Source organism: Clostridium mobile (assembly GCF_018918285.1).
Taxonomy (GTDB): Bacteria; Bacillota; Clostridia; order Clostridiales; family Clostridiaceae; genus Clostridium_AW; species Clostridium_AW mobile.
Window position 1 is genome coordinate 910,353 of the sequence record NZ_JAHLQF010000001.1, and the last position, 13,261, is coordinate 923,613.

Below are 13,261 nucleotides of genomic sequence, written 5' to 3' on the forward strand. Positions count from 1 at the left end.
ATAAAGTTAAAAATTAGCCCATCATTTAATATTGATAAATGATGGGCCAATTTAATTAATTAAATTTTTTAAGATAATTATATATAAACACATAGTTTTCTTCTAAATTATCTTTGCTAATTTTTTCTGGTAGAGAGTTTATTTTATTTTTGATTTCTTTTAATTTATCTATATTTTTACTGTTTGTATCTATATCATTTAAAGAATTAACCCATTGTTTTAGCTCCTTTGTTTCAATATGTTTTACGTTTTTTTCTGATAATTTATTTAATATTTGCAAATAAGCATTGGTTATTTGAGCTATTTCAAAATCACATACATCATTATATTTAATTTCAAATACTAACCTAGAATTTTCTATTTTATTTTTTGTTAACTCATCCATTATCTTTTTACTTTCTGCTTCACTGTATACACCTAAAATTACTCTTTTAAATTCTCCTTCATTTGATATAAATGGGTTTCCAAAGGGATTCAACTTCTCTCTTGTCTCATTGGCATATTCCTCATTTTTAAACATACCACCTTGAACAGCTGCATACTTTGCAACTTCACCCTTAACAAAAGCCACTTCCTTAGCATTCTTAGTTTCTTTTTCTTTTCCAGTCTCTTCTTTTGTTATATTTATATTTTCTTTTTTATTTTCTATACTGCCGTTAGTGTTTTCTTTTGATAGAGTTTTAAATAAAAATCCTACACCTAACAATAAACATAATATTAGTAAAAACACTAAAATAAAAGAGACAGATTTATCTTTTCTTTTTCTTTTAAGATCATATCTTGTATACTTTATTTTTATCACCCCGTTTTAAAAATACTCTCTATTAAATACTATTTAATAAGGGGGGATTTTATGATAAAAAACATAATAAAAAACAAGCCCGGCAAAAATCTGTCGGGCAAAAATTATCTAATTATTTAATTATTCTTCTAGCTCCTGCATATCTTTCAGCATAATAACTTCCTGAAAGTTCGCTTATAGTAACTTTTTTACTTCCTGAAGAGGCGTGTATAAATTGTCCTCCTCCTATATACATTCCTACATGAGATATGCTTCCATCTGTGTTAAAGAAAACTAAATCACCAGGAACTAATTCACTTTTTTTAACAGGTTGTCCCACTTGATACTGTGATCCTGTATAATGACCTAGTCCTACTCCAAATGCGGCATAAACATACTGTGTAAATCCTGAACAATCAAAAGCTGATGGTCCTGCTGCTCCCCACACATAGGGTCTACCTAAGAAATTGTATGAATAGGATACTATATCACTTCTTCCACCTCTACTGTATGATTTTGAAGCGTTGGATGATTTAGAACTATTTTCATTATTTCTTTTTGGAACTATAACAACCTTATCTGTTTTTACTGTAGCTGTTCTTACTTCCATCCCTTTATTGTTCATATCAATGGATGCATCTGCTTTAACAAAATCACTTTTAAACACAGTAAAACCTATTAAAAAAATAAAAAACACTAAAATTGAGCTTAGCTTTTGCTTTGAAGAATTCATATTTTCCACCTTTCTTGCTTCCGAAGTTAGCTGACGGGTTCGGGCAAAGGTTACCCTACTTAGCCTACATTATATTACTAAGATTAACCCCACACTTACTGGTTCCTCCGTACTTAAGATAAACTTAAGATTCAGCACCTATTATATTATAGTTGAGATTCGAATATAATGTCAAGAAAATTTAAGAATTTCTTAAGAATTATATGTTTTATTATAGAACTTTTCTAATTTAAATACGTATATAAGATTTATACGATAGTTAACCAGTTCCAATATTTCCCTCTATATAACTGGATAAATTCTCCTAAGTAATTAAGTGATATAGTAGTAAATGTTTAAAAAAAGGGTATTAAATTAATACCCTAATTCTTTACCAACTATTATAACTTTAATTCTTCCCTTAGTTTTTTGTCTTTTTAAAACTACATAATCACTACATATTCTATCGTCTATATTACAGTCTGTACAATAACCAACCTTTGCACAAGGAGTGTTTTTGCTAAGCCTTTTAGCATTTATTGGAGCTGCTAGTCTTTTTACTCTATCCTCAGCTTCTTTTAAATCCTTTACTATTTTATTAATTCCTGTTATAACAATAACTTGGTCAGGGCCAAATATCATAGCAGCTACTCTATTCCCATTTCCATCAATATTATATAATTCTCCTGCCTCTGTTAATGCATTTGTGCTACAAATATAAGTGTCTGCATAAAATGTATCTCTGTATAATTTCTTAATATCTGCAGGTGTTAAATGCTCGTCGTATCTGTCTAAAAACTTATATTCCCCATGTCTTAATAAATCAATAACTCCGGTTTCAAATAAAGTCATAGAGCCTCCTACTGAAACAGTTGATTTCTCTTTTAACAATTCCTTAAGCTTTTCTCTTAATTCAGATTCATCTTTTACAAAGTATGCATCCATATTATTTCTTTTTAACGCTTCGATAGTTTTTCCTACCTTTTTTTCTAAATACCATAAAAGATTCTTATCCATACCATCCCTCCAAATTATTTTTTTAAAATTAACATATCCATTTGTTTACCATCTATGTCATAATAATTTTTAGAAACACGTATGATTTTGTACCCATTTTTTTTCAAGAATTTTATAGTCCTAGGACTTTCTTTTATAATTGTAGTGTAAAAATTTGCAACTCCATATTCTCTAGTTAAATATTTATTTACTTCATTTATTATATTACTTCCTATTCCTAAACTTCTATATTTATAATCCAGCATTATACACCATACCCACGCTTCTGCTGGATTTTTGAACTCTACTCTGCCTTTTAGTATACCTATCAATTTTCCTTCATATTGAATTTTTGTGAAAAATTCATTCTCACTTATATAATATTCTAAAAATCTATCATACAACTTATCTATTTCTATGGGATATATATCCTCTTCACAAAATTCACTTTGTTGATAAAGCCAATTTTGAATAATTTTTACATCTTTTTTCCGAATATTCGCAATATTTATGTTCTGCCAATTAAACTCCATGTCCAACATAGTTTTCACCTCATTCCTTACTATATTTTATTCTACAAAAAAAAATAAATTCCTTTTTTAGTTTAATTAATTTAAAAAAATTTAAATCTTTTTAAATTAACATATATAAATGATAAATAAAAGGTTTAAAACAAAATCTACACATGAAAAAAGGTTTTTGATTTTCAGTCAAAAACCTATATTTGTCCACTTAAATTACTAAATTCCTTTTGTTTTAAATATATTTTCTATTTTATCTTCCTCTTCTCCAGGATAAAAAACATCCCCTATTAGTTGCCACTTTTCTGCATGTGTAATAGATTCACCTGGTAGTAACTTTTTTAAAGGTGATAGAGTCTCCATTTCCACCATATATTCATTTGTATAAGTTTCATATGATGCTCCAAAATCAGGATAGTTTTCTTCTAATATATGCTTATATTTTTTTATAAATAAACTATTATGATTAAAATAAGCTGCCCATCCCTCTTCATTTGCAATTCCTAATTTAAATGGGTGCTTTTTACTTCTATTTTGTTTCAATAATATATACTTATCTCCCCAGTATATGCGCTCATCATTCATTTTTGAATAGGGCCATAGAGATATGACTCTATTAGGAAGTAAGTTTGTTTCTCTTTTAGGCTGTGGAATTACTTCCACGCCTCCTGAAGCCATAACTGTAATCGCCCATGCAGATAACTCTATAGTCCAAGCGTTATTATTAGTTAATTTATGAAGAATTTCCACTTCCGTTCCTTCACCTTTTAAATGTATTTCCATCTCTTTTTTTACCTGTGTCCATGGTTCTTCTTCCATTTCTAATGTTATTGAATTTCCATTTTTACTCCATTTTACTGGTTTGTTATCTGGAATATAAGTTCTTGGATTATTCTCTGGGCTATGCCACAACCTATGCCCTCCCATTAAGCTCCAAGTATCACCTAAAACCTCCATAGTTGTGGGAATATCTTCGCAAAATTGATTTTCTCCATCTATAAATCCATATCTTATGATCCTAGGCCCCTTATCTATAGTAATGTATAGCTCTATTTCACTATTACTCATTTTTACACATATGCCAAAATTTTTATAGACCACTTCTTCAGTTATTATATCCCTCATAAAACCCTCTCCTTAGTTAACCATAAACAAAATTTATGGACGAATATAAGCCCAACCATTTATTTGTTTTCTTGCTAATTCTCCTACACCTGAAGGTACTATAAATATTGATTCTATTAAGTCTTCATTCTTAATTTCCATAGCATTTAATGAATTTTGGCAAGCAACTATTTTAACCCTAGAGGAGATTATCTCATTTAATATATTATCATATTTAAATTCCTCTTTTCTTAATTCCTCTACTGCTTCACCATTTACAACCATCTCTATATAAGTATTTTCTTCACCTAAATCATTTAATAAATTTTTTATATTTTTAAAGCCTAAGTCTAACTTTTCTTTTTCATCTACATGAAAAAGAACTTTGCTTATTTGATTTTTTCCCCACTCATCTTTGATTAAAGCGAAGATGAATTCATCCCAGAATCTCCCTTTATAGAAGCCTTTGCCTCTCAATAAACCTTCTTTCTTAAATCCTAATTTGTATATTAACTTTAAAGATTTTTCATTATCTTTTGCAACATAAGCTTCAATTCTATTAAGATTAAGCTTTTCAAAACCATAATCAATTATAGCTCTCAAAGCCTCTTCCATATATCCTTTTCCCCAATATTCTCTTCCTATTTCATATCCTATTTCACCTGTAGTCATACCCTCTTCCAATCCACTATTATAACCACAACTTCCTATTATAGCGTTGTCTTCTTTCCTATATATCCCCCAACGAATTGCTTTCCCTTGGCTATAAAGATGATTTAATAAATTTATCATTTTTTTGGTTTCATCAATATCTGTAAAGTTATCTATGTCCATAAATTCTGTTACTTTTTCATCAGACCAGTATTTATGCAAATCTTCCACATGACTATCATCTATACTTTCTAATGTTAATCTTTCAGTTTCAAGCTTTGGAAACACATCCATATTATTTTCCATAAAATATCCTCCCCTTTTCCTTTCAAGTAAACTTCCATATAATTATACTACAAAGTCTTAATTATATGCTCATTTAAAAGTTTGCTAAGAATTTGTCACCAATTTGTTACTTTAAATTAGTTATTTCGTAACCTCTTCTATTGGAAAATATAGTATATTTAAAACATAAATTAAATGTTTTTTTAATGGAGGTAATTATCATGAATAAATTATTAATAGCTACACTAACTGGAATGTTAGTTATAAATTCTTATACTCCTACTTTCGCAAATAGTTTAGTAGATAAAACCCATATGGAAATCTCACAAATTCAAACAATTAAAAAAACTATTGAAAATAACGTTAAAATATCTACAAAGGAATTAAAGGAAAGTAACGATCTAATAAATGTAGATATTAAAATTCCTGTGATTTCTTTATTAAACAATAAAGATATTGAAACAAAATTAAATAAAGAAATTGAAAAGGAAATATTAGATCTTAAAGAAGATATAAAAAAATCTGCCCTTAAAAGTAAAGAAGAAGGAACCCTCATGAATCCATATGGACTTTCTGTAAATTATGAAGTTCATTATAATAAAAACAACTTATTAAGTCTTACAATCTCTTACTATTCGTATACCGGCGGAGCTCATGGCATGAGTAGTAAAAAAACTTTTAATATAGATACTAAAACAGGAATTAATGCCTCATTAAAGGATTTATTTAATCCTGGTGAGGATTATAAAGAAATAATAAATACCGTAATACGAGAAAAAATCCAAGAAAATCCTTCTGAATACTATGAAGAAATAAGTAGGTATTTCAAAGGAATTCTACAGGATCAACCTTTTTATATAGTAGAAGATAATATAGTAATTTATTTTGAACCTTACGAAATTGCTCCTTACGCTGGAGGTTTTAAAGAATTTAAAATGCCATTTAAATCTTTTGAAAAAGGAGTTAATTTAGATTTACAGCTAAAAGAAGGTAACCCTGTAATATATACAGATCTAATAAAAGAATATGAGACAGGATTTAAGGGTGATATTAGAGTTCCTGTTATAAATGGATTAAAAGATAAAAATATACAGGAAAACTTAAATAAACTATTAAGAAATGATGCGTTAAAGTTTAATAATTCATTAAAAAAAGCCGGAACAGATTTTGTAGAGGAATCTAAAAAAATGGGTTTCAATATTATAGATTACGCAGCGGATACAGATTATACAATATACTTAGCTAATGATAAGCTTTTAAGCCTTACAGTCTTATATTACCAATATACCGGTGGAGCTCATGGTAATTATACTGTAACTCCCTATAATATCGATTTAACTACTGGTAAAGAGTTGTATTTAAAAGATATATTTAAAAACGGAGTAGATTATAAAAAGGTTATAAATACTGAGATAAATAAACAAATAAAAGAAAAAAATAAGGAAAACTACCCTATTGCTGGCTTTGATGGTATAAAAGAAGATCAAAATTTCTATATAGAAAAAGATAGATTGGTTATTTACTTCCAACCTTATGAAATTGCTCCCTATGCACTAGGTGTAGTAAAATTTGAAATACCTTTTTCTTTAATTAAAAATTATATAAACATCTAATAAAATCCTTATAACACCTATAAAAACAATAAATTTTAGTTGAATAACTAATGAAAATATATACGAAAATTAGCAATAATTCTATAAAATAAAAGCATGTATTTAATTTACATGCTTTTATGTTCTTCTTGAAGAAAATATTTCATTGGTTAATGCAAGTCCAAACTTTCCAATAGCTGCTCTATCCTCTTCATCTCCAATATATACAATGGGAATATTATATTTTTTACATAATCTATTAACTATTTTAACATTAGCTATAAGTTCATTATGAGCCAAGAATTTCTCTTTATCCAACTCAGCCATGTACTCTCTAAATTCTTCTCCATCTTTATAATATTTAGAAACAATAATGCCTCCTTCTAGCGTATTTACCTTTTTAACAAATTCACCTGCTGATAAAATCAAATCTTCTAATACTTCAATACAGTCTAAATCCTCTGAATTAGAAATCTTATCAGCAACTTCTCTTATCTTTTCGATTATCATATCCCCTCATTCCCTTATCATTACTTATTTATATATACTATTAAAAATTTTTACTATATATTCATATTAAATAAAAAAGCTTAGGCATTTTAATAATACCTAAGCTTTTTGTTGCTTTAACTTAATCTTAATCTTATTCTTTTAACTTAATTCTAATTTTTTAATTTAATCCTAATTCTTTACGTTTTTTCTCTATATGATCCACATATATTTGAACTGTTTTTTCTGCATCCATTTCAACTACTACTTTTCCTAGGCCAAGAGTTTCAGTAGTTTCAGTAAGAGTTTTCACTACTACATCACTTCCCGTTATTGATGGAACTGGAGCTACGTGCACTAACCAACCTAAAGCTACTGCAGTACAAGCATCCGCTACTGCCTTCTGCTCTAAGTATTCAGGTGCTCCAATTACTAGTGGCAATTTATTTGTATCTACATTCAGTTCGTCAGCTATTTCTTTTGCTGTGTGAGTCATTTTTCCTATATCTACACAAGCACCATAAGATAAAACCGGTGGTATTCCTAAACTCTTACATACAGCTTTTAATCCCTCTCCACATTCATCAGCAGCTTTTGGATTAGTAAGTCCAGTGTATTCCATTACACTAGATGTACATCCTCCAGATAATACTATTATATTATTTTTAATTAAGCCTTGAGTAATCTTAAATATATTACTTCCACCCTGGTCATATCTTGCAGTAGTACATCCTACAATAGTAGCTATACCTCTGATATTTCCATTCGCTATTTGTTCTATTAAAGGTTTAAAACTTCCACCTAAAGCTTTTTTAACGGATTCAGTACTAAATCCTACGGTACATTCTGATACATATGGTGGAATATATACTTTTCTATTTTCTGATTTACGCTGTTTAAATGCCTCAAGTGCTTTATCCAGCGCTTTTTCTGCTTGTTCTTTCATTTTTTCAGGAACAAAATCTAAGGTTTCGGTTCCTTGAAGTTTTATTACTGGATGAGTACTCAATAATTTAGTTCCAAATCTCTTTGCAAAAATAGGCATTGTAGCTACAGTACAGTTGTAATCAAACATAAATAAATCTATTACACCAGTAGCTAATAAATATTCTTGTGACAACCATTCTCCTTCTTGACCACCATAACCTTTTTGATTATGGGTACCTTCATAGTTTATAAGTTGCTGCCCTTCACATACATGGCCTAATATTTGAATACCTTCAGCACCTGCAGCTTTAGCCTTTTGCTGCCACTCATCCGTTGAAGCTAAATCAATGGCAACATGAGCCAGAAGCGGCATATGACCATTTGTCACCACATTTATCATATTTTCTTTTAACAATCCCATGTTTTGTTTCTTCTTAGCTATTTCTTGAGTACCCATTAAAATTTCTTGAATAATATCTAAGAGGAATAGTCCTTGATATTCATTAGCTATACCTAATCTCACACTATTTAATAAAAACTCTACTGGATCTGATGTAAAGTTAGTCATACATCTAGTTTGAGCATAGGCTACCTCACTATATCCTCCTCCTGGGAATAAACCAAGCTGTCTCCATAATTCTTTACGTTTTGTAGGAGCAAAAGCTTCAACTGTTTTTGAAGGTATATGGTAAGGAGAATGAATATCATCCATAACCCAATCAGCAAACTCTATTGCCAGCTTTTCAATTGGTTTATTGGCATCTAAGCCTGCCATATCGGCGTATTTCTTAAGCTTTTCAGCATCTCTAATTTTCAATCCACTTTCAGGATGCTCTCCCGCTGCTTTTAATGTACGAGCAGCTTGATGACAGTGGAATATGTTTGCTGAAGTTCCTATAGTAACATGTCTATACATGAAGTTTCTAGCCACCATAGTATGAGCATCAACACCACAGGTTCCTCTTGGTACTTTTTCATTTATACGACAGGGTCCATTTGCACACAGTTGACAAGATAATCCTTCTATACAAAATTTACATTGTATAGGCTGTTGTTGTGAAAATCTATCAAATACGTTAGTTAAACCTGCATCATGTACAACTTTATACATTTCTCTCATAGCTGGGTCAATTATTACATTTAAAGGATACCCATTTTTCCCTTGTTCTTTTTTCACGTGTTCCCTTTGCCACTTATGTACTTCCTCCATAGAAGAAAAATCCGGTGAATTATTATAGTTTACTTTAATCTTTTCATGCAAGTCATTGTGTTCATTAGGATCGTTGGTATCTTTTACTTTAGATCCTAGAGTTTCTGTCCCACCGCTCATCCTTTTCGCACTTTCTTCGTATGAGCTTTTAATATCCTTATCAGACATAAAAAAAACCTCCTGTAAAGTTTATTCCAAAATAGTTTTACCAGAAGGTTTTTCTATTATTCTATTTCTCCATATTTTTATGACTCTTTACAATTATTTCCAAGACATCTACTATCTTAGGATCATATTTCTTACCGGAATATAGCATTATTTCTTCTAATCCTGATTGTTTATCTTCGTATTTGATATAAGCTTCTAAAACACATATTATTCTAGATAATAGGGGTATCTCATCTCCTTTTAATCCTTGTGGATATCCTTCTCCGTTATAATACTCATGATGACATAATATGTGCTCTGCAATATAAGCAAAATCTGGAATACAAGATGCTATTCTATATCCTGTTTCACAATGTCTTTTAATTATCTCCATCTCTATTTCATTGAAATCTCCCTGTTTTTCTAATAATTTTTCCGGCATAGCAATTAGCCCTATATTATATATAGTTGATAATGTTAATAGAGCATCCATTTCATCTTTACTTAAATTTAAATGCTCTCCTATTCTTAAAGCTAGATCCTTTACCATAGCTAAGTCTTCTTCTTTGTTTTGAGACTTTTTATTGAGCATTTCAGTTAAATAATTAGTTATTTTCCTTTTTAATTCTTTACTTTCTAATAATTTATTGTTGTACATTCTCTCTTCAGCTTTTTTATATACATTAGCAATACTTTCTTCATTGTTATTTTTAGTGGCTACCCCTAGGGAAATATTAGGTTGGATAGTCCAACCTACTTCTCTCTTACACATATCTTTGATTTTTTCTACTATTCTAAGCCCTCTTTCTTCTGTCACCTTAGGTAGCATTATTACAAATTCATCTCCCCCTGTTCTAGCGACTATATCCTCTTCTCTACAGCACTTTTTAAGTATTTTAGCTACATTTTTTATCAACTTATCCCCCTCATCATGACCAAAGGCATCGTTAACTAACTTTAAACAATCTACATCTCCCATTATTATAGTTAATGGCAACTGTCTTTTAGTATCTAATCTTCTCATTTCTTCCTCTAAAAAAGCTCTATTGTATAACCCTGTTAAATTGTCATGAAAGCAAAGATAAGCTACCTTTTGAAAAGCTCTTTTTCTTTCCGTAATATCCGTATGAGTGCAAACTATTCTATTAGGATTTCCATTGCTATCCCACCCTACTATCTTCCCTCTAGCCAAACATTCTTTATAATATCCATCCTTACATTTCAATTTATGTTCTATCCTTAAAATCTCACTTTCACCATTGAAATGTTTTTGGAGATTATCATAAAACAAGTGTAAATCCTCTGTAGGAATTAAACTAATAAAAGACTGGAAATCCTTTGATATTTCATTTTCTTCGTAGCCTAACATGTGTAAAAATGTGTTAGAAAATATAACTTCGTTGGTTCTAATATTCCAATCCCAAACCCCATCACCATTGCTTTCAATAGCAAACTTCCATCTTTCTTCCTTTTCTTTTAATTCCCTTTCCAAGTTCTGTCTTATTAAAAATGAACTTAAATAATTTGCATATAATTCAAGTATGCTACTATCGAATATAGGTTTATATTTTGGCATAAATATTATAAGTTCTCCTAAAATATTTTTCCCTTCTTTAATCGTTACACTACAACAATAATCCACATTTATTTTATCTTTTATTAAAGTTATTTTATCTTCACTAACAATGTTACTTAAAAACTCTCCAATAGTATAAAATCTAACAATTCTTTCTTCCTTTAATAATTTATTTATTCTTTTATCCATAGGTAAATTTTTCCCCAGTAGCTTGTATCCTATAATAGAATCAAATACTTTTAAATTTTCATCTAACCCTTGCAAAGACTTAAACTTAAAGGTACCGTTCCTTTTATCATACATAATGAGAGCAGCTATTTTTCCTTCAGATAACTTTAGAATATCCTTACAAATAATGCTGTAGTCTATATTCCCAAAGGGTAATTGTAAATACCTAACCAAACTATCAGATAATTTATTAATTTTATTCCAAGTTCTTTTCATGCCTGTTATATCTATCAATGTTATGGCAAAATAGTCTTTTTTGTCGCTGTAAATAAATACAGAAAACCACTTGTCAATGCCTTGCCAATATTCATCAAATCTAGCCATTCCTCCATTTAAAGCTATATTTCCATAAATATAAATAGATGAAAGATCTCCCCCCTTATATTTCCTTAATATTTCACTTCCTTTTTTGGCTATTATATTTTCTCTACTTGTCCCTAACATATTTATGAACTTATCATTAATTTCTTCAAAAATAAAATCTATTGGTATGGAATTATCATCTAAAATAATTTTGCTATACATAAATCCATCAAACATATTTTCTATAACTTCACCATATTTATTATTAGCACCCCTATCCCCAATCATCTATAATTTACACTCCTTTTATTATAATACTTTTGTTGTTTCTATAAATTATATGTAGGATTAGAGAATAAAAATACTAAATTTAAATATTGATTTATGTTTTAATATATTATATAATACGAGTTAATACATTAATGTTTTGAAAGGTAGTAGTAAGCAATCCTTCATTTTAAGAGAGCCAATGTATGGTGAGAATTGGCATTGAAGCTTGTCGAATCCGACCTGGAGCTGTATAGGGGTAAAAACCTATGCCGGTTAAAAACCGTTATAATGCAAAGGCTACTTGCAAGTAGCAAAATTAAGGTGGTACCACGTGGCTATCCCCCGTCCTTAGATTATTCTAATGGGCGGGTTTTTTTATTTTATTTTGATAGGAGGTTTTCTATATGGAAAAGTTATTAATGACACCAGGACCAACTAATGTTCCTGAAAGAGTATTAAACAAGATGAATGAAAAAATGATTCATCATAGGACATCAGAATACAGCAATTTATTTAGAGAATTTAACGAAAGATTAAAATTTGTATTTCAAACTTCAAACAATGTTTTAACATTCCCATCTGCTGGTACAGGTGCATTAGAAGCCTCTATAGCCAACTGTTTTAGTACTGGAGATAGGATTTTAGCGGTATCTATTGGCGATTTTGGTGATAGGTTTATACAAATAGCAAAAATATATGGATTAACAGTCGATGAAATAAAGGTCCCTTGGGGAAAGGCTGTTTCTCTTGAGGAAATTAAAAATAATTTAAAAGATTATCATAAAGGTCTTATTATTACTCATAATGAAACTTCAACAGGAGCAGTTAATCCTATAAAAGAAATAGGAGAATATTTAAAAGATAAAAATATTCTTTACATTGTAGACGCAGTGAGCTCCCTTGGAGGAATAGATATTAGAATGGATGAGTGGAATATAGATGTAATAGTAACAGCATCTCAAAAAGCTCTAATGTCTCCACCTGGATTATCTTTTGTTGGTGTGAGCAAAAAAGCTTTTGAGTATTGTAAAGTTTCAAATATACCTAAATTCTATTTTGATTTCTTAAATGCTAACAAATTTTTAGAAAAAGCTGACCCTCAAAACCCTTATACTCCTGCTGTTTCTCTTATATCAGCTGCTAATGAAGCTTTGGCTATGATAGAAGAGGAAGGCTTAAATAATGTATTTTTAAGGCATAAAATACTAGCAGATAAATTCAGAGAAGAAATAAAAGGTATGGGATTAAATATCTTTACTGATGAAAATGCACTTTCCAACACCATTACCGCTATTTCCTTTGAAAATGCTAATGATATAAAAAACAGATTAGAAAAAGAATACAATATTATAGTTGCCGGAGGGCAAGGAGCTGCAAAAGGAAAGATGATAAGAGTGGGTCATATGGGATGTATAAACGAAGAGATGATATATAGAACTATGAATGCAATTAGAGAGATAATATAAAAT

Annotated in this window: 11 protein-coding genes, 1 riboswitch and 1 other annotated feature; of the genes, 2 read left to right on the forward strand and 9 right to left on the reverse strand. The window is 29.6% G+C overall.

All coding sequences use genetic code 11. From position 1 onward, the window contains the following. Positions 1 to 55 precede the first annotated feature (55 nt). From KQI86_RS04485 to KQI86_RS04510, 6 genes are all read right to left on the reverse strand, one after another. The gene (locus tag KQI86_RS04485; protein ID WP_216437940.1) at positions 56 to 802 is read right to left on the reverse strand and encodes an SPOR domain-containing protein; all 747 of its coding nucleotides are present in this window, start codon (positions 800 to 802) and stop codon (positions 56 to 58) included. 112 nt (positions 803 to 914) lie between these two features. Beyond that, entirely contained in the window at positions 915 to 1,514 is a 600-nt protein-coding gene (locus KQI86_RS04490; protein WP_216437941.1) for a C40 family peptidase, read from the reverse strand. After that, positions 1,515 to 1,661: riboswitch (cyclic di-AMP (ydaO/yuaA leader) on the reverse strand. Between the two features lie 207 nt (positions 1,662 to 1,868). After that, the gene (locus KQI86_RS04495) at positions 1,869 to 2,510 is read right to left on the reverse strand and encodes a lactate utilization protein (RefSeq protein WP_216437942.1); all 642 of its coding nucleotides are present in this window, start codon (positions 2,508 to 2,510) and stop codon (positions 1,869 to 1,871) included. 14 nt (positions 2,511 to 2,524) lie between these two features. Beyond that, positions 2,525 to 3,031 carry a GNAT family N-acetyltransferase gene (locus KQI86_RS04500; RefSeq protein WP_216437943.1) on the reverse strand — a complete coding sequence of 169 codons (507 nt, stop codon included), beginning with the start codon at positions 3,029 to 3,031 and terminating at the stop codon, positions 2,525 to 2,527. 198 nt (positions 3,032 to 3,229) lie between these two features. Next, positions 3,230 to 4,135: a DUF4380 domain-containing protein gene (locus KQI86_RS04505; protein WP_216437944.1), complete on the reverse strand. Its 906-nt coding sequence runs from the start codon at positions 4,133 to 4,135 to the stop codon at positions 3,230 to 3,232. A 33-nt stretch (positions 4,136 to 4,168) separates the two neighbouring features. Next, positions 4,169 to 5,071, reverse strand: coding sequence for a GNAT family N-acetyltransferase (locus KQI86_RS04510; RefSeq protein WP_216437945.1), 903 nt, complete (start codon positions 5,069 to 5,071; stop codon positions 4,169 to 4,171). Positions 5,072 to 5,271: 200 nt separating this feature from the next. On the opposite strand from KQI86_RS04510, the gene KQI86_RS04515 reads away from it, so the two are divergent. Beyond that, the gene (locus KQI86_RS04515) at positions 5,272 to 6,663 is read left to right on the forward strand and encodes a PdaC/SigV domain-containing protein (RefSeq protein WP_216437946.1); all 1,392 of its coding nucleotides are present in this window, start codon (positions 5,272 to 5,274) and stop codon (positions 6,661 to 6,663) included. 117 nt (positions 6,664 to 6,780) lie between these two features. On the opposite strand, the gene KQI86_RS04520 is transcribed toward KQI86_RS04515, so the two are convergent. The 3 genes from KQI86_RS04520 to KQI86_RS04530 all read right to left on the reverse strand — a co-directional run bounded on the left by KQI86_RS04520 (position 6,781) and on the right by KQI86_RS04530 (position 11,810). Beyond that, the gene (locus KQI86_RS04520) at positions 6,781 to 7,152 is read right to left on the reverse strand and encodes a DUF3232 domain-containing protein (RefSeq protein ID WP_216437947.1); all 372 of its coding nucleotides are present in this window, start codon (positions 7,150 to 7,152) and stop codon (positions 6,781 to 6,783) included. Between the two features lie 160 nt (positions 7,153 to 7,312). Continuing rightward, positions 7,313 to 9,436, reverse strand: coding sequence for an anaerobic carbon-monoxide dehydrogenase catalytic subunit (gene cooS / locus KQI86_RS04525; RefSeq protein ID WP_216437948.1), 2,124 nt, complete (start codon positions 9,434 to 9,436; stop codon positions 7,313 to 7,315). A 61-nt stretch (positions 9,437 to 9,497) separates the two neighbouring features. Then, a complete protein-coding gene (locus tag KQI86_RS04530; protein ID WP_216437949.1) occupies positions 9,498 to 11,810 on the reverse strand; it encodes a sensor domain-containing diguanylate cyclase/phosphohydrolase in 2,313 nt (770 codons plus the stop codon). 130 nt (positions 11,811 to 11,940) lie between these two features. After that, positions 11,941 to 12,145: a binding site (T-box leader), on the forward strand. Positions 12,146 to 12,196: 51 nt separating this feature from the next. Here KQI86_RS04530 and KQI86_RS04535 point away from each other — a divergent pair. Then, the gene (locus tag KQI86_RS04535) at positions 12,197 to 13,258 is read left to right on the forward strand and encodes a pyridoxal-phosphate-dependent aminotransferase family protein (protein WP_216437950.1); all 1,062 of its coding nucleotides are present in this window, start codon (positions 12,197 to 12,199) and stop codon (positions 13,256 to 13,258) included. Positions 13,259 to 13,261: the final 3 nt, after the last annotated feature.